We start from the raw sequence: 21,747 nt of genomic DNA on the forward strand, positions 1-21,747 counted from the left end.
CATTAATGTAATTTTTTTGTTAACAGCACGACAACCACTGCGCAGTACCACGGCGAAAAAGTGATAGCGTTTTCTTTTTCGCGTTGGCAAGGCTAATACGATTAGCAGAGTATATTTGGCGGTGATCCCACGTATTCTTTCTCGGTTTGTCTCCCCTGCCGTCGGAGAAAACGCACTCCTGCGGTGATGAGCTTCACCATCCGGCACCAAACAATAACCTTCATTACTTCGCCCCAAAAAAGTCAGCAGAGGAAGATATGCGAACGGCGGCTTCCCGCGCCGTCCGGCTCCCTTACGCGCCCTAACGCCTAAGCCGAAAGAAAAAATTCTTCATGACATTTAATTGTGAAAATAACGTCACCTTTATGTAAGAAAAGGTAAATAAACCCACTTTATAGTTCTGGTGTTTCTATCTCCATAAAGCACCACAGACGTAACGGACATGAGACACGAAGAAAAAACGGATCGGATCGCATCGGATGCGTACTGGCTTCCTGCGTGGTAGCCAGATACCAGCACAGATGGCGCCATCGCGCGTTCATCAGCAGATAAAGCATCAACGAGGTACGGCCTTTTCCGGACTAAGCGTTCACCGGAGAAAATAAAAACGAGTTGCCGTTACGCTCAATTACCGGGTTTGTTAAAGCACCGAGATAATACGGGAAATAATGATGAAACATTTCAATCGTTCAGGGGTATATATTGCGGTGATGTCCGCGCTGCTTTCCTACACGACGCAAGCAGCGGACGGCACCGACATAGGCACAATAAACGTCCAAGGGCAGTCACTGGGCGGTGGGCAAATGGTGCAAGAAGAGAGCGCCAAAGCGCGCTCCACCGTAACCAAAGAGGCAATGGAGAAAATGTCCGGCACATCCAATGCCGTCGATAAACTCAAGTACACGCCGGGCATCAACGTCAACAGCAATGACTCCACCGGTCTGGGCGGTCTGGACTTCACCATGCGCGGCATGAGCGCCGATCAGGTGGGCCTGTCGATGGATGGCATCCCGGTGAACGACTCAGGCAACTATGCGCTCTACCCTAACCTGCTAGGCGACCCTGAAAATATCGAAGAAGTTTTCGTCACTCAGGGTTCTTCTGAGGCGGACGGCCCGCACATTGGCTCCAGCGGCGGCAACATCGGCCTGGTGACACGCCGGCCGGCGAAAGAATTTGGCGGGTTCCTCAAACAGACGATAGGCAGCAACAACCTGAGCAAAACCTTCGCGCGGCTGGATACCGGCGAGTATAACGGCTTCAGCAACTGGATCTCCTACTCGCACACCGAGGCAAAAAAGTGGCGCGGCGAGGGGCGGCAGTATGCCGACAAGTTCGAACTGAATTCGAACTATGAGGATGATAACGGCAACTCCAGCAACCTGGTGGTCAAATACCACCGCCAGGACAACATCAGCTACTACACGATGAGCAAGAAGGATTTCGATACTCACGGCCGTCGTTACGACTCAAGCGACACCCCGAGCTACAACAACGGACAGATCAGCAGCTACTACAAGCTGGCCCGCAACCCGTTTGAAAACCTGACGCTGTCCTTTACCCAGAAGCTGCAGTTGCGCGACAACCTGGCGTTGACGCTGCAGCCTTACTACTACTGGGGCAACGGCGGCGGCGCCAGCCCTTCCGCATCGTACCTGACCTCGTCGAGCAGCACGGCGGACCAATACGATCTTAGCAACCTCAGCAGCGACAGAACCTATTTCTACCGCCCATCCTGGACCCAGACCTGGCGCCCAGGTATTACCAGCAAGCTGAAGTGGGATATCAACGAGCAGCACAGTTTGGATCTGGGCTACTGGTACGAGCGCGCGCGTCAACGCCAGACCCAGCCGTATACCACCATCCAGCAGGACGGCAACCCGAGCACCGTATGGGCAGAGCCAGGCGCTTCTAATCAGTTTACTGACGCCAACGGCAATACGGTACAAGGGCGCAACTATTTCACCATCACTCCGGCACAGAAAGTGTGGCTGCAGGATACCTGGTTTGTCTCGCCAGACTGGACGCTGGTCGGCGGCCTGGCTTACCAAAACGTGAAGCGTGACGGTACCAACTACGGCAGCCTGACCGAAGCACCAGAGAAGCGCAAATCCAGCTACAGTGAATGGCTGCCTAACTTCAGCATAAGTTACAAGATCGACCAGCAAAATCAGGCGTTCTATAACCTGACGCGCAACATGCGTACGCCGCAAAACTACGTACTCTACAATAAAGGCGATTCCATTAGCCTTGCGCCGGAAATGAGCTGGAACCACGAGCTGGGCTATCGTTTTCAGAATGAAGACATGCTGCTGAGCGCCTCGCTGTTCTATATGCGCTATAGCAATCGCCAGATTTCCAGTTCACTACCGGACGGCTCATACGAGATGATCAACGCCGGCAACGTGGAAAGTAAGGGGCTGCAGTTGGAGTGGGGCGGCAATCTGCCACACAACTTTAACTACTACACGTCCTACACCTATACCGATTCTGAGCAAAAGCAGGACGTGGAATATAAAGGCGTAGCGATGCCGACCAGCGGCAAGCAACTGCCCAACGTGCCGAAGAGCCTGCTCAATCTGTCCCTGGGTTACGATGATAGCCTCTACTACGGCAGCATCAGCAGTAAGTACGTCAGCTCCTTCTACGGCGATATGGCCAACAACGAGAAGATCAGCGGGCGCACGGTAGTCGATCTGGCGGCGGGCGTGCACCTACCGGTAGATAAGAAGATCATCAAGAGCGCAACGCTACGCTTTGGCATTAACAACCTGTTCGACAAAGAGTATCTGAGCTCGGCACGCACCATCCCGATTAACGCGCAAAGCTACGGCGGCGTTTCCGCGGGAACCGCCTATTACAACGTAGGCGAAGAACGGACCTATAGCGTATCGCTGGAAGCCTCGTTCTAATATCTCCCCCTTCTGACCGCCTCCCGCATAGCTTGAGGCGGTCAGCCTTTCAGCCCACTTAGCTACCAGCCCGCAAAACCAGCATACTGGCCTACACTCCCGGAAAGACAGCTGCGAATCATCCTCTGTGAGACTTCAGGCTGCTGATGCGTCGGCCGCGATCGTTTATTCTGCCCTGCGCTTCCGGCTATCTGGCTGCCCCTCTAGAAAACGCAACAGGTATCGCGTGTTATCTTCTGATATCAACAGGGGAACTAACCATGGCGCAAATAAAGGAGGGAACAAACTGACAATGCCACGCGGCACATTGACAGGCGCATGCGATAAAACCGAGAGGGACACATTGAGGGGATTAAACGCGGCGGGATAGCCCTGCCAAGATACCTTCCGACGGGGATAACACCGCAGCGGAAGGCACCAGGAAAACGATTCGTTTACTTCAGCCCTTCACTGGTGCCTCCCGGCACGGGCGTCGGATAGTCATAGTCGATACGCAGCGGCTGCGCATAAGGGCTGTTCCACAATTGTTCGTAGAGTTTATCCACTCGGGCAGTCATAGCGCCATTGTTCAGGATCATCTCCATATTGCGCGAGTTATCCAAATAGCCACCGCTCCAGTTGCTGGTGCCGATCCACGTTTTCTGTTTATCAATGGTCATGACCTTACTATGGAGCACGCGGGCAAAGGGAATAAATCCACTACTGGCCTGCGGGATCGTGACGATTTTGATATGCACGTTAGGCAATACCGCCAGGCTCTTCAGATAGCTGATGTTAGGCTGTTTGGTGCTCCAGTCCGCAACCATCAGTTCAATCTGCACGCCGCGCGCCGCCGCGCTGCGTAGTGCGGTATCGATCACTGCGTAATAAGGCCGTGTGTGCTCCGCGCCATATGACAGCGGCACGTAATCCATCACCTGAACCCGTACCCGCTGCTTCGCCTCAGCCAACAGGCGGGGCAATTCGGCCTGCGAATCCAGAATGCCGGCAGGGTTAAACTCCCGAGGGCTGGCAACCAGATAATTGTCGGGACGCGTCGGTTCAGTGGGAGCAGCCAACGGCCGCGGAACAGGTTGCTGTTGTGCCAGTGCCTGCTGCGCCTGCCAGTCCTGTTCAAAAATAGCCTGGATTTGTGCGACAACGGCCGGATCGCTGATCAGCAGGCCGGTTTCATGGATGTGCTCCAGCGAACGCCAGTCCAGATTCTGGCTCCCCATATAAGCCTGTTTGCCGTCGACCAGAATATACTTGGCGTGCAGAATACCGCCACTCAGTTTATGGTACGGAATGATGCGCAGCTCAAAACCGGGAATCATCTTCAACTGCTCAAGGGTTTCCGGCGTGGAAATACGCACACCTTTTTCTTCCAGCAACAAGCGGATTTTAACCCCTCGCTCGCCAGCCTTGCGCAGGTGCTGCAGCACGCTATCAAGTTTCGATCCAGGCCGATCGGCAACATAAAACTCGCCCAGCGAGATCGAATGCTGTGCTCCGTCGAACAGCTGTTTCCACACCTCGTCCGGCTGACGCAAATCGTCAGCGTTAAGCGTCGTTTCCGTCGGTGCGGTGTAAACCAATTCATAGCCAGGAATAGTAAATCCCGCCCAAACCGTGTGACTAAAAATCAGCAAACCTCCAGTAATCAGCGTGTTCCACTTACGCCTGCGCCCTGTTGGCCGACCATTACGTTGCTCAAACATAGTCGGTTACCACCGCCTTGACTTCGACTTCCGAAGGCGCCGACGAGTTACGCGCACCAACGTTAGGCATACCGGCACGGATCAATAAGACCTTCAACATCTCGTTAATATTTTCCATGCGGTTCTGCAGAAAATTATTGCCCAGCAGGCACACCAAAGCGATAGCGATACCCAATGCGGTGGCGTACAGAGCGGTACCCATGCCAGAGGAAACCTGCGCCGGATCGGAAATGCCGGCAGCGGACAATGCCTTAAAGGTTTCTATAATCCCCATAATGGTGCCCAATAGCCCCAACAGCGGCGCGGCGGTGACAATGGTTTCCAGCAGCCACAAACCACGCGCCAGCAGGGGTTTGCTGCGCAGGAACTGCGCATCGATCTGATCGTTGATCGCATCACGATCGCTGGTCTGATGATTCACCTCCAGCACCGGTGCAATAATCTGCAGCGGCAAGCTATTGCGCTTTCTCAGATTGGCGGGCAAATCCAGCACGCGCTTAACATCCGCCGTCAAAGCGCTCTCCAGCAACAGAGCCTGACGGCGCGTATAAACGAAATATAACCCGCGTTCGATAATAATCGCCAGTGCCGTCACCAGCGAGGCATACATGACATAGAAAATAATTTCGTGCAGTAAATTGGCATTCATAATAATCCCCTTTCGTTTCCGTCCTATCGGAACGGCGTAATATGTCGAATGTGTCGTTATGACGTATTGTTTATTGAGCCCCGGCAGAAACCGAGGGTCACTGTGGCTGATAATTGAACGTGGCTAAAAACCGCTTGGTGTTCTGCCCGGCGAATGCATCAGCGGGAAATGGCTTAACCTGTTTAATACTCTGCAGGCTGCTGTCGGCGGCACGGTTAAGCAGCATGCTACGCGCCCTGGTATTTATGCCTGAATTAACCACTCGCCCAGAGCGATCGACCTCTAGCCAGACCTCCACGATCCCTTCCGGCCGCTCCAGCGAAACCTGGCGTCCGGTCGGATACCGTTTGGATCGATCAAGCTGTACCCGCAGCGCCTGGATATAGCCATTCTCTATCGCCTGCACGTTCACGCGTGGCGCAGCCGGGACCGGTACTCTGGCGGTCTCCGAACGGAGCGTTTCCGGCGGCGCCTTAACCGGTGCGGTTTTGGGCGAGCTGACTGCAGGTTTGGGGCGCGGTTTTGGCGCGCTCTTTGGCGTCGGTTTGGGGCGTGGTTTTGGCGCGGGCGCCACCTCAGCCACCGGCTGCGGAACCACTGGCACAGGTTCCGGTTCTGGCTGCGGTTCAGGCTCTGGTTCAGGTTCTGGCTGCGGTTCCGGTTGCGGTTCAGGCTCTGGTTCAGCCAGGGCCAGTGTCATAACGGTGTCATCGTAGTGGGGGCTGACTTTGATAGCCGTTTGGTGGCTGTTCAATATCAGGCAGATAACAATAACCGGCAAGGGTAACCAGCTAATGATATGGCGTACACGATAGAGCAAATACATATCATTATTTCCGGGTGGCGATAGAAACAGAATAAAATCCGCCCTGGCGCAGGTTATCCATCACGGCCACCAGTCGTTCAACTGAGACACCTTTATCGCTGTTCACGATGATTGTCGTGGGCTGGTTATCCGTCTGTTGCTGTTTGAGCACATTGACCAATTCGCTCAACTGTACGGATTGACCGTCCAACTGCAGCAAATCCGGTTCACTGATCGTGACGATGGCTTTCTTCTGCGGTTTAAGATCCTGAGCGCTACTCGCCGCAGGCAACTGCGTTTTCAAGCCGTGAGCTGGAATAACGTTCATACTGATCAAAACAAAAAACACCAGTAAAAACATCATGACGTCGATCATCGGAATTAATTCAATATGTGCTTTATTTTTCTTGGGCTCGTTCCAGGTTCTCATTTACTTCCCTCTTAACGCTTGGTGTTTTAAATATGACAGGCTAAAAACCAATAAAAGAATAAATATAAGGAGCCTTTGTTTTATTTTTTTGACTTTTATATGAAAGAATTTCTATAGAGCGGTAGCGTGAAAAGCGAGGTGTGAATTGTGCGGTGAAGCATCAAGAGTATAAACACCCTCTGATTGAGGGTTTACTCACTTAGCAACCTGCCCACTATCCATGGGTAGGATCAGACGGCCTTTGCCCCGGCTCGCCGGATGCCATTTCCGTGAGCTTGCGCCACAGCCACTCCATCGGCCCCTGGCGAAAATAGCGCAGCCAAAGGTGAGAAACCAGCAGGTTAATCAGCCACACCAGTGGCACAAAGGCCAGCAGTTGCAGACGATCAAAACGGTCATAAAGCCCAAAGCGGTAGAACAGCGTGGTGCAGATAAGCGTCTGCAGCAGATAATTACTCAACGCCATGCGCCCCACCTGCGCCAACCAGCGGCTGATGCGCAGGCGCGCCAACGATGGCCAGAACCCGTAACACAGCGCCAGATACCCCATCGCCTGCAGCGGCGCGCCCAGCTCACGCGGCACCTGCAGCAAGAAGCTGCTCCAGCGGTAATCCCATGCCAGGTGCCAATGCAGGGCCACCGCAGGGATCTGAATCACCAGTGAAAGCGGTATTAACCATGCCGCCTGGCGCCGATAATATGCCAGCGAGTAGGCGCCCCGCAGCCAGCCGCTGCGCATCAGGCCGGCGCCAAACAGCATCAGGCCCGCCAGTTCCCAGCCGTACTGGGCGCCGATCGCCAACAGGCTGGAAGACAGCAAATCCACCCGATTGCGCCAGGCCTCCATCCCGCCCTGCAGTTTCCAGAATTTCTCATACTGCAGGTGGGCGGTATCCGGTAGCCAGAAGTTGCCCGGCCCGCTTTGCGAAATCAGCCCTAGCAGCAGCAATACCGCCACGCCGATCAGGTACAGCACGATCCCGGTTTTCAGCAGCGTGAAGGTATCTTTCGCCTCGCGGATCATCCGCCAGCACACCAGGCCAATCAGCCCATAGGCCAGCAGGATATCGCCGTCCCACAGAAAAATCGCGTGCCCCAGCCCGAACAGCACCAGCCAGGACAAACGCGCACGTATCCAGCGCTTGCCGCGCGGCAGCAACATCTGCAAGCCAGCGCCGAACAGCAGGGCAAACATGGCCAGAAATTTAGCCTGGGCAAACACGTCCAACAGCGCCCAGACCCAGGTATCACGCACCGAAGGTAACCCCAGATAGGCGGGATTGAGATAGGCCGCCTTCGGCAGACCAAAGGCGCTGATGTTCAGCAGCAAAATGCCAAGGATGGCGATGCCGCGCACACAGTCAAGCGTTGCAATACGCGGCAACGGCGCCGTGGTGGTGTGACTCGTCATATTGCCGTTGTCTTCCCGTTAGCAAACAGGCGCCCGCAGGCGCCTGTTATTGGTGTTGATGTTCTGGCCCTTGGCCCTCCCTTGGCCCTCACCCTAACCCTCTCCCACAGGGAGAGGGAACCGACCGTGCCAATATCCAAAACCTTCCCCTCTCCCTTGGGAAGAGGGAGCCGACCGTGCCAATATCCAGAACTTTCCCCTCACCCTTGGGGAGAGGGAACCGGCCGTGCCAATATCCAAAACCTTCCCCTCACCTTTGGGGAGAGGGAGCCGACCGTGCCAATATCCAGAACTTTCCCCTCACCCTTTGGGAGAGGGAACCGGCCGGGCCAATCTTTATCCGATGCCAAACCCTGCGCCCCCTCTCCCTTGGGGAGAGGGCCGGGGTGAGGGGCCAGGCGATCAACCATGGTGGCGCACCGCGCGCAGGAACTCCTGGCGGGTATTCTGGCTGGATTTAAACAGCCCCCCCAACGAGGTAGTGGTGGTCGCGCTGTTTGCATCGCGGATGCCGCGTGCTTTCACGCAATAATGCACGGCATCAATCGATACCGCCACATTGTTGGTGCCAAGCAGCGTTTGCAGCGCCACCAGAATCTGTTGGGTCAGGCGTTCCTGAACCTGTGGGCGTTGCGCAAAGAATTGCACGATACGGTTAATCTTCGACAGGCCGATAACCGCATCTTTCGGGATATAAGCCACGGTGGCTTTACCGTCAATGGTCACAAAGTGGTGTTCACAGGTGCTGGTCAGCGTGATGTCACGCACCGTCACCATCTCATCCACTTTCATTTTATTTTCGATCACCGTGATTTTCGGGAAATTGGCATAATCCAGGCCAGAGAAAATCTCATCAACGTACATTTTGGCAATGCGATGTGGGGTTTCCGCCAAACTGTCGTCAGATAGATCGAGATTAAGCAATTGCATGATTTCCGTCATGTGCTCTTTAATACGACGTTTACGCGTTTCACCATCCAACATCTCCCCGCGTAATGGGGTTTCCAGCCCACGCGCTTCCAACGCAGCGTGAACCTGGACAGCTTCGTTACTTAATGTAGTCATGTGTATCTCTCCAGCGGGCCGCCCCCGCAACCCTAGCAGCCAGGCCGGTATTTATTCACTGAACCCATTGATAACGCAAATATACCGCTGGGCATACCACGGTTATTTTGCGCGGTTCAGAGTAAAAACACCGACGACGATCACGCTGGATTGGCGGGGTCTTAATTCTTCATCTTTGCTGGGGTTTCATTGCCAATAGCGTGAACCCGGTCAAGATTTTGCCTCCACTGTAGATGAGAGTGAAGCGTTTAGCCAGTGATAGTGTTTCATCCACAGGTGAAATATCTACATATTAATCCACGATATTCCCTCTATTTTATAGGGCTAACCCCAGTTATTCCGTTTCCATTTTGCCAGCCAAGGCCCGCGCAGGGGTATTCACCACCAGCAGCCCGGCCGCCACTAATCCCAGCATCGCCACGTACAGCGCTGGCTCCAGCCGGTGGGTCAGGCTGGTCGACAGCGCCGAAAGCAGCGGCCCCACCAGTTGCCCCACCGCGTAACCGGTGGTCAGCAAACCGGCCATATAGCGCGCATGGTGCGGCGCCAGTTCACGGCCATGCTGCAAGGCGAGTTGCACCACGGAAAGAAAACCCCCGCCGGTAAACAATGCGCCCAACGCCAGGCCCGCAACGCCCGGTATCACTTCCGCGCACAGTATGCCGAGCGCCTGTACCCACAGCGTGATCGCCAGCCGGCTTTGGCTGGTGAGCCGGTGGCGCGTCAGAATACCGATCACAATGCCCAGCACCGAAGCCGCACCGAACACCGGCCAGACAAACTGCGCAAACAGGCTGTCGGGAAAGCGCACCGCAGCCATCTGCGATAAAAACGTCGCCGGCAAGATATAGCCGAACCCCGCCAGGCTGTAGCTCCAAACCAGGCGTTTCAGCGCCGGGGTCAAAACCAGCGGCGTCTGCACGCTATTTGCCCGGTGCAGCTCCCCGCTGCGCGGTAGATACAGGCTGATAACGCCGACCAGCAGCAACGCCACCGCGCCGTATAACAGCCAGGCCTGCGCGGCATCCAGCCGCAGGCTGTTAACCCCCACCGCCAGCATGCCGCTGATAAATATCCCGGCCCCCGGCCCGGCAAACACCGCTGCGCTCAGCGCCGGGCGGCCATAGTGCGCAAGCCGCTCATTGGTCCAGGCGGCCACCATCACCATCGCCCAGCCGCTGGCCCAGCCAACCGCCAGCCGTATCGCCGCATGCCACCACACCCCGTGCGCCAGAGCAGAAAGCAGCGTTAACGCCACCGCGCCCCACAGCCCAAGCCACAGGCGCAGCTCTACCCGGCGGTTGGCGCGCATCGCATCATAAGCGCCGCACAGGTAACCCAGGTAATTCAGCGCCGCAATGATCCCGGCGCCGGTCAACGTGAACTGGTGTTCGGTAATCATCAACGGCACTTGCGGGGTGAAGGCAAAACGGCCGATCCCCATCGCCACCACCAAGGCAATAAATCCACTTAGTGCAATTTTTAACGCCATAGCCAATATCTCGTTATCGCAAAAAAAGAAGTTGCCAGTATCATGCAGCAACATTACACTCACGAAAAATGAATAATAGTTAAAAAGTTAATCACGAAAAGAGAAAGCCATGGATCTTACCCAACTGCGTATGTTCTGCCATGTGGCGGAAACCGGCTCCGTCAGCCGCGCCGCTGAGCTTTTGCACCGTGTGCCGTCAAACCTGACCACCCGCCTGCGCCAGCTTGAGCAAGAGCTGGGGGCCGATCTGTTCATCCGTGAAAAACAGCGCCTGCGCCTGTCACCGACCGGCCATAACTTTCTCTGCTACGCCCAGCGCATCCTGGCGCTGAGCGAAGAGGCAATGAATATGGCCCACTCCGGCGAGCCAGCCGGCAACTTTGCCCTTGGCTCGATGGAAAGTACCGCCGCCACGCGCTTGCCCAGCCTGCTGGCGGCCTATCACCAGCGCTTCCCGCAGGTGTCGCTTTCGCTCACCACCGGCACCTCCGGCGAAATCACGGAACAGGTGCGCACCGGCACACTGGCGGCGGCGCTGGTCGACGGCCCTCACCAACATGACGAACTCAACGGCTGCGTCGCCTTCAGCGAACATTTAGTGGTGATCTCCAGTTTGGATCACCCGCCAATCCACAGTGCGCAAGACGCCACTGGCGAAACGCTGTTTGCCTTCCGCTCCAGCTGTTCCTACCGGCTGCGGCTGGAATCCTGGTTCAGGCAGGATGGCGCGCTGCCGGGGCCGATCATGGAAATCCAGTCCTACCACGCCATGCTGGCCTGCGTTGCCAGCGGCGCCGGGCTGGCGATGATCCCCCACTCCGTGCTCAGCCTGCTGCCCGGCCATGAACGGGTTTTGGTACATACCCTGCCGGCGGAAATTGCCGAAACGGCAACCTGGCTGCTGTGGCGCCGCGATGCATTCGGCCCAAGCGTGCGCGAATTAAAACAGCTGATTATCGAACAGAACGAAACCGTGCCGGGCGGTACGGACGACATTGAACAACCCGAACCGGCCTGAGTAACAAGGCCGGCAATACGCAGGGCGTCAGCACGCTGAGCCCATTCACCTGCAAGTACCACGTTTATACCCACGAGGAGAGTATAATGGAGATGATCAAAACCCGCGCTGCGGTGGCCTGGGGCCCCAACCAGCCGCTGAAGATCGAAGAAGTCGAGCTGATGCCGCCGCAAAAAGGCGAAGTGCTGGTGCGGATCGTCGCCAGCGGCGTATGCCACACCGATGCCTACACCCTTTCCGGCAAAGATCCTGAAGGCGTGTTCCCGGCGATCCTCGGCCATGAAGGCGGCGGCGTCGTTGAAGCTATCGGTGAAGGGGTAACCAGCGTCGCCGTCGGCGATCACGTGATCCCGCTCTACACCCCAGAATGCGGCGAGTGTAAATTCTGTAAATCCGGTAAAACCAACCTGTGCCAGGCCATCCGCGCAACCCAGGGCAAAGGCCTGATGCCGGACGGTACCACCCGCTTCTTCAAGGACGGCCAGCCGATTTTCCACTATATGGGCACCTCCACCTTCTCGGAATACACCGTCGTGCCGGAAATCTCGCTGGCGAAAATCAGCAAAGAAGCCCCGCTGGAAGAAGTGTGCCTGCTGGGCTGCGGCGTCACCACCGGGATGGGCGCCGTGCTGAATACCGCCAAAGTGAAGGCCGGCGATAGCGTGGCGATCTTCGGTTTGGGCGGTATCGGCCTTTCCGCCATTATCGGCGCGCAAATGGCCGGCGCGGGCCGCATTATCGGTATTGATATCAATACCAGTAAGTTCGATCTGGCGCGCAAACTAGGCGCCACCGATCTGATCAATCCGAAAGACTACGACAAACCGATCCAGGAAGTGATTGTCGAACTGACGGACGGCGGCGTTGATTTCTCTTTTGAGTGTATCGGCAACGTCAATGTGATGCGTTCCGCGTTGGAATGCTGCCACAAAGGCTGGGGCGAATCAGTGATTATCGGCGTCGCCGGCGCCGGGGAAGAGATCGCCACCCGCCCATTCCAATTGGTGACTGGCCGGGTGTGGCGCGGTTCTGCCTTCGGCGGCGTGAAGGGCCGCTCACAGTTGCCGGGCATCGTGCAGCGCTATCTGGATGGCGAATTCGCCCTCAACGACTTCATTACCCACACCATGGGGCTGGAGCAGATAAACGAAGCGTTCGATTTGATGCATGAAGGCAAATCGATCCGCTCTGTCATCCATTTCGGCAACTGATTAGGGGGCAGACAGATGAGTGCGTCACCTGAGCTTCTCGAAGAGCACCGTATGTTCGGCGGCTGGCAACAACGCTATCGCCATGCGGCGCAGAGCCTGAATTGCACCATGACTTTCAGCATCTATCTGCCACCGCCGCGCGATGAAAACCCGCCGCCGGTGCTGTACTGGCTGTCGGGGCTGACCTGCAATGATGAGAACTTTACGCTGAAAGCGGGCGCCCAGCGCATCGCCGCCGAATTGGGCATCATCCTGGTGATGCCCGATACCAGCCCGCGCGGCGACGATGTTCCCAACGATGCCGGCTACGATCTGGGCCAGGGCGCCGGGTTTTACCTGAACGCCACCCAGGCGCCGTGGAACCAGCATTATCGCATGTATGATTATCTCAGCAGCGAACTGCCGGCGTTGATCGGCCAGCATTTCAGCATCGCCGATCGTCAGTCGATTTTTGGTCATTCGATGGGCGGCCACGGCGCACTGATGTTGGCGCTGCGTAACCCACAGCGCTACCGTTCGGTTTCCGCCTTTGCCCCTATCGTCAACCCCTGCCAGGTGCCCTGGGGGCGTAAAGCCTTCGCCGCCTATTTGGGCGATGACGAAAGCCAGTGGCTGCAGTACGACAGCTGCCACCTGTTGGCTAACGGCCAGGAAAAGCTGCCGGTGCTGGTGGATCAGGGCGATAGCGATCAGTTCCTGGCCGATCAGCTACAGCCGGCCAAGCTGGCTGAAATTGCGCGCCAGCACGACTGGCCGCTGACGCTGCGTATCCAGCCCGGTTACGATCACAGCTACTTTTTTATCGCCAGCTTTATCGAAGATCACCTGCGTTTTCACGCCGAACACCTGTTCCGCTAATCCCTCCGGGCGCCGCTGACGGCGCCCTTTTTCACAGTTTTTAATGCTAACAGAAACGGTTTAACACCAGATTAAAAACTGGAAAACTCGCTGTGGTTAACTAACCTTAACTCTTGAACGCCATTAATTGAGCAAAAAGGAGTGGTCGCTATGGCACATCATGATCAGTACACCTTTCAGAATCCACTCACCCAGTACAAACACGACGCCTACCCGAAACAATACCAGCCCGCCCCCGGTATTTCCGCCGACATGCAGCCAAAGCCGGATTGCGGCGAGCAAACCTATCGCGGCACGGGCCGCCTGAAGGGGCGCAAAGCGTTGGTGACCGGAGCGGATTCCGGCATCGGCCGGGCGGCGGCGATTGCCTATGCCCGCGAAGGGGCGGACGTGGCGCTGTCTTATCTGCCCGCAGAGCAAAAAGACGCTGAAGAGGTAGCGAAACTGGTGGAAGCCGCAGGCCAGAAGGCGGTGCAGCTACCGGGTGACATCAGTGAAGAACACTTTTGCCAACGGTTGGTGGAGCAGGCGCAGCAACAATTGGGCGGCCTGGATATCCTAGCGTTGGTGGCCGGCAAGCAGGTAGCGGTGGAAAACATCGCCGATCTCAGCAGCGAGCAGTTCCGCAAAACCTTCGAAACCAATGTGTTCGCGCTGTTTTGGATCAGCAAATTCGCGCTGCCGCATCTGCCGGCCGGCGCCAGCATTATTACCACGTCATCCATTCAGGCTTACCAGCCAAGCGGCTTCCTGCTGGATTACGCCGCCACCAAAAGCGCGATCATTGCCTACAGCCGCGCTCTGGCGCAGCAGGTGGCGGAAAAAGGCATTCGGGTTAACGTGGTTGCGCCAGGGCCGGTATGGACGCCGCTGCAGATTTGCGGCGGGCAGTTGGCCGACAATATCCCGGGCTTCGGCAGCGACACGCCGCTCAAACGCGCCGGCCAACCCGCAGAGCTGGGGCCGCTGTATGTGTTTCTGGCTTCGCAGGAATCAAGCTATATCAGCGCTGAAGTGTTCGGCGTCACCGGCGGCAAGCCGCTGTCTTAATTCCCCCTCCCTCACCCCAACCCTCTCCCGCAGGGAGAGGGAGCTGATAGTGCCCATATTTGATATATGGCGACTAAAGCTCGCTATTTCTCATTCGCCACCCATAGGAAAACACCCCGACCAGCCATCAACGGCGGGCGGTTCCCTCTCCCTGTGGGAGAGGGCTAGGGTGAGGGGCAGCTACCCCTTCAGCTTCGGATCCAGCGCATCGCGCAGCCCATCGCCCCCCATTCCGGCGTTGGCGGCTGGGCGCCCAGGCCAAGAAACGACAGGCTGGCAGCGGCGATAATCGAAGTACCGCTCCGCATGGTGAAATACACCACAACCGAAGAAATGGTGCCCGGCAGAATATGCCGCAAGATGATGGTCGAATCCGCCGGGAAAGAGCACATCGAACTGATAGGAAAACACCCCGACCAGCCATCGACGGCGGGCGGTTCCCTCTCCCTGGGGGAGAGGGCTAGGGTGAGGGGCTGCTACCCCTTCAGCTTCGGATCCAGCGCATCACGCAGCCCATCGCCCAACAGATTAAACGCCAGCACGGTAAAAAATATCGCCAGGCAAGGGAAAAGCGCCACGTGCGGCGCCATCACCATATCAGCACGGGCGTCGTTAAGCATCGCCCCCCATTCCGGCGTTGGCGGCTGGGCGCCCAGGCCAAGAAACGACAGGCTGGCCGCGGCGATAATCGAAGTACCGATCCGCATGGTGAAATACACCACAACCGAAGAAATGGTGCCCGGCAGAATATGCCGCAAGATGATGGTCGAATCCGCCGCGCCAATGCTGCGCGCCGATTCAATATAGGTTTGATGCTTCAACACCAGCGTATTGCCGCGCACCAGGCGCGCAAACGCCGGGATGCTGAAAATCGCCACGGCCACCACCACATTGGCCATACCGCTGCCCATGATCGCCACCACGCCGATGGCCAACAGAATACCCGGGAACGCGAACAGCACATCGCTAACCCGCATCACAATACGATCCCACCAGCCTTCATAGTAACCAGCCAGCAGCCCCAGCATGGTGCCGATGGCGCCGCCAGCCAGTACGGAAAATACGCCGGCCAGCAGGGAAATACGCGTGCCCATCAGGATACGGCTGAAAATATCGCGCCCCAGAGAATCCACCCCCAGCCAGTGCACCAGCGAGGGCCCCTGATTCAGGCGATCGTAATCAAAGTAGTTTTCCGCGTCGTAAGGCGCCAGATACGGAGCAAACACCGCCACCAACAGCAGCAACAAGACAAAGACGCCGGCGACCATCGCCACGTGCTGGCGGCGAAAGCGGCGCCAAAACTCGTGCCACGGCGTGCGCACTGCGTTCGGGTCGATCTGCGGCATCGCCTTAAGTGCGGCGTTTCTGCGCCAATTGATCATGCAGCGCCCCTATTTATAGCGAATGGATGGGTTAATCGCTGCATACAGCATATCCACCAACAGGTTAATCAAAATAAATTCCAGCGAAAACAACAGCACTTCCGCCTGAATCACCGGGTAGTCACGCATTTCCACCGAATCCACCAGCAAACGCCCCAACCCCGGCCAGTTAAACACTTTTTCCACCACGATCGAGCCGCCCAGCAGGAAACCGAACTGCAGCCCCATCATGGTCACTACCGGGATCATGGCGTTGCGCAGCCCATGCTTAAGCAGCACCCGGGTTTCACGCACGCCTTTGGCCCGCGCGGTGCGCATGTAGTCTTCCTGCATCACATCAATGAACGAAGCGCGGGTAAAGCGCGCCATCACCGCCGCCACCGCGGCCCCCAGGGTAATGGAAGGCAGAATGTAGTGCTGCCAGGTATCTGCCCCCACCGTCGGCAGCCAGCCCAAATTAACCGAGAAAATCTGCATCAACAGCATCCCCAGCGCAAACGCCGGGAAGGAAATGCCGGATACCGCCAGCGTCATGCCGATACGGTCCGGCCAGCGGTTGCGCCATACGGCGGAGGCAATGCCGATCGCCATCCCGAAGATCACGGCCCACACCATGCTGGTTACCGTCAGCCACAGGGTGGGCATAAAACGCGTGGCGATCTCTTCACTCACCGGGCGCCGGGAAACAATAGAGGTGCCGAAATCGCCCTGCAATACGTTGGCAAAATAGTGGATAAATTGCATCGGCAAAGGTTTGTCCAACCCCAGCTCCTGGCGCACCAGGTTGATAACGGCCTCATCGGCCTCTGGTCCGGCCGCCAGGCGCGCCGGATCGCCCGGCAGCAGGTGGACAAACAGAAACACCAGCACCGCCACGATAAGTAACGTTGGGATAAGCCCGAGCAGGCGTTTAAGAAAATAATTAAGCATAGTCTCCCTCACCCCAACCCTCTCCCAATGGGAGAGGGCGCGACGGATGATTGTTTGCGTATACGGTGGTATTCCCTCACCCCAACCCTCTCCCAATGGGAGAGGGCGCGACGGATGATTGTTTGCGTATACGGTGGTATTCCCTCACCCCATCCCTCTCCCAATGGGAGAGGGTGCGACGGATGATTGTTTGCGTATACGGTGGTATTCCCTCACCCCAACCCTCTCCCAATGGGAGAGGGCGCGACGGATGATTGTTTGCGTATACGGTGGTATTCCCTCACCCCATCCCTCTCCCAATGGGAGAGGGTGCGACGGATGATTGTTTGCGTATACGGTGGTATTCCCTCACCCGATCTTTGCCCGCGGGAGAGCGCGCGTTACTTCAGATCGGCGTCTTCAAAGTTGAACGACGTATCCGGCATCACATAGAAGCCGCTTAACTGCTTGTTATTGGCCGACAGCAGGCGCTCGGTCGCCAAGAAAATCCACGGCGCATCGGCCCAGATGTGATCCTGCGCATCTTTATAGAGCTTCTGTTTCTCGGCACGATCGGTGGTCGCCAACGCGGCGGCCAGGTCTTTATCCACCTGCGGGTTGCTGTAGAACGCAGTGTTGAACTGCTTAGGCGGCGCAGACTGAGTGGCAAACAGCGGGGTGAGCGCCCAATCGGCTTCACCGGTTGAGGCCGACCAGCCAGTATAGAACATGCGCACACCGGTGTCCTTCACGCCCACGCTTTCCACCTGGGCGGCGCGCTGGCCGGCATCCATGGCGGTCACGGTGGTTTTCACCCCAACCTGCGCCAGCTGTTGCTGGGCAAACTGCAGCACTTTTTGCGCGGTGCTGTGGTTATGCGAAGACCACAGCGTGGTGGTGAAGCCGTTCGGATAGCCGGCTTCTTTCAGCAGTTCGCGCGCTTTAGCCGGATCGTAAGGCCACGGTTTGTAGCTGGCGGCGAAGTCAATCGCTGGTGGCAGAGGGCCTTCCGCCGGCACAGCATAGCCGGCAAAGGCGACCTTGATCAGCGCGTCTTTATTGATGGCGTAGTTCAGCGCCTGGCGCACCTTCAGGTTATCGAAAGGCTTCTGGGTAACGTTCATGCTGATGTAACGTTGCAGAATCGAAGGGGCGGCAACCACGTTCAGCTTGCTGTTTTTCTCCAGGATCCCGGCCTGCTCGTAAGGGATAGGGAAAGCGAATGTGGCTTCGCCGGTCTGCAGCATCGCGGCACGGGTATTGTTGTCGACGACCGGGCGCCAGGTGATACTGTCGAGCTTCGGCAGCCCCGCTTTCCAGTAGCCATCAAACTTCTTCACTTTAACAAAATCGGTCTGATTCCAGTTTTCAAACAGGTAAGGCCCGGTGCCCACCGGGTGGAAGCCGATGTCATTGCCGTATTTTTGCAACGCGGCGGGTGAAATAATCGCCGCCGCCGGGTGAGCCAAGTTGTTGATGAACGCAGAGAACGGCGCTTTCAGCACGATATTCACCGTTGTCGCATCCACCACCTCGGTTTTATCGATCATCTTGAACAGGTTGTAGCGCTTCAGGTGGTTATCCGGGTTGCTGGCGCGATCCAGGTTCACCTTCACCGCTGCGGCATTGAAATCGGTGCCGTCATGGAACTTGATCCCCGGGTGCAGCTTAACGGTATACGTCAACCCTTCGCCGCTGACCGTATAGCTGTCCGCCAGCACGTTCACCACCTTCATATCCTTATCAAAGCCGAACAGCCCCTGATAGAACGATTTGGCCACCGTCTGGGATAGCGTATCGTTGGCATTGTAAGGATCCAGCGTGGTGAAGTTCGATGCCACGGCGATCACGGCGTCTTTCGCCGCCCAGGCGGGGCCTGATGCCGCCGCCAACAGCACGGCAGCGACTAACGCATTACGTTTGAATGTGTGTCGAATCATGTTGCTTTCTCTCCTGATAAAGGCACAGCCTGCCTGGCACCGGCAATGGGGTGGCGGGCCACAAAGTGCCCCGGCCCAACTTGCACCAACGGTGCGGTTACGGGTTCATCCCCCAGCGCGCGGATTGGGCTGGGTATTTCATCGACCAACAACGGCGGCCGCTGGCGAGCCAGCCGCGGATCGGCTATCGGTACCGCCGCCATCAGCTTGCGCGTGTAGGGGTGTTGCGGGTTTTCAAATACCGCGCGGCGCGGGCCGATCTCGACAATCTGGCCCAGGTACATCACCGCCACCCGGTGACAAATACGCTCAACCACCGCCATATCATGGGAAATAAACAGAAAAGCGATGCCGAACTCCCGCTGTAAATCCAACAGCAGATTGACGATCTGCGCCTGAATGGAAACGTCCAGCGCCGAGACCGATTCATCGGCAATCACCACTTTCGGGTTCAGCGCCAGCGCCCGCGCGATGCAAATACGCTGGCGCTGGCCGCCGGAAAACTCATGCGGGTAGCGGCGCGCATGCTCCGGCCGTAGCCCCACACGCTCCAGCAGCCAGGCCACCCGTTTTTCCGCCGCCGCGCCGCGGGCCACGTTGTGCACCAGCAACGGCTCCATGATCGAAAACCCCACGGTCAGGCGCGGATCGAGCGCGGCGAACGGATCCTGAAAAATAAACTGAATATCACGCCGCAGATGCTGTAACGCGGCGCCTTTGAGCTGATTGATGGTCTGGCCGTTGAAGGTGATGGTGCCGTGCTGGCTGTCCACCAGCTTCAGCAGCGAGCGCCCGGTGGTGGATTTGCCGCAGCCCGACTCCCCCACCAGCCCCAGCGTTTCGCCCGGATAAAGATCGAAACTGACGTTTTCCACCGCGTGCACGCGCCGTGTAACGCGGTTCAGGATGCCGCTGCGCACATCAAAACGCGTCACCAAATCGCGCACGCGCAGCACCGGCTCACTGCCCGGCGGCACGGTATCCTGCGGTTGGCCAGAGTCCGAACCGTTCGCTAACGGGAACTTGGCCGGGAAATCCTTGCCGGCCATGGCGCCAAGCCTGGGGACCGCCGCCAACAGCGCGCGCGTATAAGGCTGCTGCGGCGCGGAAAACAGCGGCACGGCTCGCCCTTCCTCTACTTTTTCGCCCTGGTGCATTACCAGCACCCGATCGGCGATTTCCGCCACAACCCCCATATCGTGGGTGACGAAAATCACCCCCATTTGCATTTCCTGCTGCAACTCATCAATCAATTGCAGAATTTGCGCCTGAATGGTCACGTCCAGCGCGGTGGTCGGCTCATCGGCGATCAGCAACGCTGGTTTGCACGACAGAGCGATGGCGATCATCACCCGCTGGCGCATACCGCCGGAGAGCTGGTGCGGGTAACTGTTCAGGATGTTTTTCGCTTCGGGAATACGCACCCGTTCCAGCATGTGCAGGGCTTCACGCCGGGCGCGCGCGTGGTCCATCCCCTGATGCAGCCGCAAGGATTCGGCGATCTGCTCGCCCACCGGGAACACCGGGTTAAGCGACGTCATCGGCTCCTGAAAAATCATCGCCATGTCGGCGCCGCGTATATGGCGTAGCGTGCCTTGTTCGGCCTGCGCCAGATCCAGCACATCGCCATTACGGCGGCGGAACAGCATGCTGCCGCCCGGGGCGATCTGCCCGTTTGCCGCCAACAGGCGCATCAGCGCCAGCGACGTGACCGATTTCCCCGAACCGGACTCCCCGACGATCGCCAGCGTTTCGCCGCGATCAACGTCAAAGGAAAGCCGGTGCACCGCCGCAACGCTGCCCTCTTCGCTGGCGAAATTCACGCTCAAATCACGCACGGAAAGCACGCGCTGGCCTGGCAGGGCCCACTCACGAGCGGCGGCGGGCGAGGAGGTATGCATTATCATAGGCGGTAAATACCCACCGTCGGGGCATCCCCCACATAGCCAAAGCCGCGATACATGCCTTCGCTGTTGAACGGCAGCGCCAGATTGCCGAAGCGATCGATAGCAATCAGGCCGCCGATGCCGCCAAGCGCCGGCAGTTTTTCCATCACCACCCGCTCTGTCGCCTGTTGCAGGCTTAGCCCAGCATAGTCGATCAGCGCGGAAACATCGTGGGCAACCACACCGCGCATGAAGGCTTCGCCGGTGCCGGTGCAGGAAACCGCCACAGTGGCGTTATTGGCATAGCAGCCGGCGCCCACGATCGGCGTATCGCCAATCCGCCCGGGCTGTTTGTTGGTCATCCCGCCGGTGGAGGTGGCCGCCGCCAGGTTGCCGAGCGCGTCCAGCGCCACGGCGCCCACGGTGCCGAATTTGTTGTTGGGATCGAGGGGGGCATCGTTTAACGTGCCGCTATCGTGATCGAGCAACACCCGCCCCTGTTCAGCCTGGGCCTGGTGCAGTTGTTCAAAACGCGCCTGGGTGAAAAAGAAATCGGCATCGACCATTTCCAGGCCGTGCGTGGCGGCAAACTTCTCGGCCCCTTCGCCGGCGAACATCAGATGCGGGCTGTTTTCCAGCACCGCGCGCGCCGCCAACACCGGATTGCGGATGCGGCTAACGCCGGCAACGGCGCCGGCCTCGCAGGTGCGCCCATCCATGATGCAGGCATCCAGCTCATGGGTGCCCTGATGGGTAAACACCGAGCCCACCCCGGCATTGAACAACGGGCACTCTTCCAGCAGCCTGACCGCTTCCGTGACCGCATCCAACGCACTGCCGCTACCGGCCAGGATCGCCTGCCCGGCGGCGACAACATCGTACAACGCCTGGATATAGACCTGTTCTTTTTCCGCATTCATCACAGCACGGGTAATTGCGCCCGCGCCGCCATGAATGGCAATCACCGGTTTGCTCATGATTTATCACACCCTGAATGAGGTTGCGTGCGCCAAGGGATAGGCACCGCCT

17 protein-coding genes and 1 pseudogene are annotated in these 21,747 nt (G+C 57.7%); 5 read left to right on the top strand and 13 right to left on the bottom strand.

Translation table 11 applies throughout. The features are described from left to right. Window positions 1-671 precede the first annotated feature (671 nt). On the top strand, window positions 672-2,912 hold the full coding sequence (locus ACN28Q_RS04565; RefSeq protein WP_095845252.1) for a TonB-dependent receptor family protein: 2,241 nt from the start codon (window positions 672-674) through the stop codon (window positions 2,910-2,912). A gap of 434 nt (window positions 2,913-3,346) precedes the next feature. Here ACN28Q_RS04565 and ACN28Q_RS04570 read toward each other — a convergent pair whose 3' ends face one another. The 7 genes from ACN28Q_RS04570 to ACN28Q_RS04600 all read right to left on the bottom strand — a co-directional run bounded on the left by ACN28Q_RS04570 (window position 3,347) and on the right by ACN28Q_RS04600 (window position 10,464). Further along, complete coding sequence (locus ACN28Q_RS04570) at window positions 3,347-4,612, bottom strand: phospholipase D-like domain-containing protein (RefSeq protein ID WP_095845253.1); 1,266 nt, start codon at window positions 4,610-4,612, stop codon at window positions 3,347-3,349. Beyond that, window positions 4,605-5,261, bottom strand: a complete 657-nt coding sequence (locus tag ACN28Q_RS04575; protein WP_095845254.1) for a MotA/TolQ/ExbB proton channel family protein — start codon at window positions 5,259-5,261, stop codon at window positions 4,605-4,607. The genes ACN28Q_RS04570 and ACN28Q_RS04575 overlap by 8 nt, the downstream gene beginning before the upstream one ends. 97 nt (window positions 5,262-5,358) lie before the next feature. Beyond that, complete coding sequence (locus ACN28Q_RS04580; protein ID WP_095845255.1) at window positions 5,359-6,087, bottom strand: energy transducer TonB; 729 nt, start codon at window positions 6,085-6,087, stop codon at window positions 5,359-5,361. Window positions 6,088-6,091: 4 nt separating this feature from the next. After that, the gene (locus ACN28Q_RS04585) at window positions 6,092-6,496 is read right to left on the bottom strand and encodes an ExbD/TolR family protein (protein ID WP_095845256.1); all 405 of its coding nucleotides are present in this window, start codon (window positions 6,494-6,496) and stop codon (window positions 6,092-6,094) included. A gap of 214 nt (window positions 6,497-6,710) precedes the next feature. After that, window positions 6,711-7,907, bottom strand: coding sequence for a DUF418 domain-containing protein YeiB (yeiB, locus tag ACN28Q_RS04590; protein WP_095845257.1), 1,197 nt, complete (start codon window positions 7,905-7,907; stop codon window positions 6,711-6,713). A gap of 402 nt (window positions 7,908-8,309) precedes the next feature. Beyond that, window positions 8,310-8,972 (bottom strand): GTP cyclohydrolase I FolE, encoded by a 663-nt coding sequence (folE, locus tag ACN28Q_RS04595; protein ID WP_095845259.1) that lies wholly within the window; start codon window positions 8,970-8,972, stop codon window positions 8,310-8,312. A 334-nt stretch (window positions 8,973-9,306) separates the two neighbouring features. Next, window positions 9,307-10,464 (bottom strand): YbfB/YjiJ family MFS transporter, encoded by a 1,158-nt coding sequence (locus ACN28Q_RS04600; protein WP_095848914.1) that lies wholly within the window; start codon window positions 10,462-10,464, stop codon window positions 9,307-9,309. 109 nt (window positions 10,465-10,573) lie between these two features. Between ACN28Q_RS04600 and ptrR the strand changes: the two genes are divergently transcribed. The 4 genes from ptrR to ACN28Q_RS04620 all read left to right on the top strand — a co-directional run bounded on the left by ptrR (window position 10,574) and on the right by ACN28Q_RS04620 (window position 14,601). Further along, entirely contained in the window at window positions 10,574-11,482 is a 909-nt protein-coding gene (ptrR, locus tag ACN28Q_RS04605; protein WP_095845260.1) for a putrescine utilization regulator PtrR, read from the top strand. Between the two features lie 86 nt (window positions 11,483-11,568). Then, window positions 11,569-12,693, top strand: coding sequence for an S-(hydroxymethyl)glutathione dehydrogenase/class III alcohol dehydrogenase (locus ACN28Q_RS04610; protein ID WP_095845261.1), 1,125 nt, complete (start codon window positions 11,569-11,571; stop codon window positions 12,691-12,693). Between the two features lie 15 nt (window positions 12,694-12,708). After that, on the top strand, window positions 12,709-13,551 hold the full coding sequence (gene fghA / locus ACN28Q_RS04615; protein WP_095845262.1) for an S-formylglutathione hydrolase: 843 nt from the start codon (window positions 12,709-12,711) through the stop codon (window positions 13,549-13,551). A 150-nt stretch (window positions 13,552-13,701) separates the two neighbouring features. Beyond that, the gene (locus tag ACN28Q_RS04620; RefSeq protein ID WP_095845263.1) at window positions 13,702-14,601 is read left to right on the top strand and encodes an SDR family oxidoreductase; all 900 of its coding nucleotides are present in this window, start codon (window positions 13,702-13,704) and stop codon (window positions 14,599-14,601) included. A 218-nt stretch (window positions 14,602-14,819) separates the two neighbouring features. Here the strand turns inward: ACN28Q_RS04620 and ACN28Q_RS04625 are convergent. The 6 genes and pseudogenes from ACN28Q_RS04625 to ACN28Q_RS04650 all read right to left on the bottom strand — a co-directional run. Then, a pseudogene (locus tag ACN28Q_RS04625) lies at window positions 14,820-14,978 on the bottom strand (ABC transporter permease subunit); the annotation flags it as partial. Between the two features lie 99 nt (window positions 14,979-15,077). Continuing rightward, window positions 15,078-15,983 (bottom strand): glutathione ABC transporter permease GsiD, encoded by a 906-nt coding sequence (gsiD, locus tag ACN28Q_RS04630; RefSeq protein WP_095845264.1) that lies wholly within the window; start codon window positions 15,981-15,983, stop codon window positions 15,078-15,080. Window positions 15,984-15,992: 9 nt separating this feature from the next. Further along, window positions 15,993-16,913, bottom strand: a complete 921-nt coding sequence (gene gsiC, locus ACN28Q_RS04635; protein WP_095845265.1) for a glutathione ABC transporter permease GsiC — start codon at window positions 16,911-16,913, stop codon at window positions 15,993-15,995. 380 nt (window positions 16,914-17,293) lie between these two features. Further along, window positions 17,294-18,832, bottom strand: a complete 1,539-nt coding sequence (gene gsiB / locus ACN28Q_RS04640; RefSeq protein ID WP_095845266.1) for a glutathione ABC transporter substrate-binding protein GsiB — start codon at window positions 18,830-18,832, stop codon at window positions 17,294-17,296. Next, on the bottom strand, window positions 18,829-20,739 hold the full coding sequence (locus tag ACN28Q_RS04645) for a dipeptide ABC transporter ATP-binding protein (protein WP_230469389.1): 1,911 nt from the start codon (window positions 20,737-20,739) through the stop codon (window positions 18,829-18,831). Before ACN28Q_RS04645 ends, gsiB begins: the two co-directional genes overlap by 4 nt. Further along, window positions 20,736-21,695: an isoaspartyl peptidase/L-asparaginase family protein gene (locus ACN28Q_RS04650; RefSeq protein ID WP_095845268.1), complete on the bottom strand. Its 960-nt coding sequence runs from the start codon at window positions 21,693-21,695 to the stop codon at window positions 20,736-20,738. The genes ACN28Q_RS04645 and ACN28Q_RS04650 overlap by 4 nt, the downstream gene beginning before the upstream one ends. Window positions 21,696-21,747: the final 52 nt, after the last annotated feature.

Source organism: Gibbsiella quercinecans, assembly GCF_002291425.1.
Classification (GTDB): Bacteria; Pseudomonadota; Gammaproteobacteria; order Enterobacterales; family Enterobacteriaceae; genus Gibbsiella; species Gibbsiella quercinecans.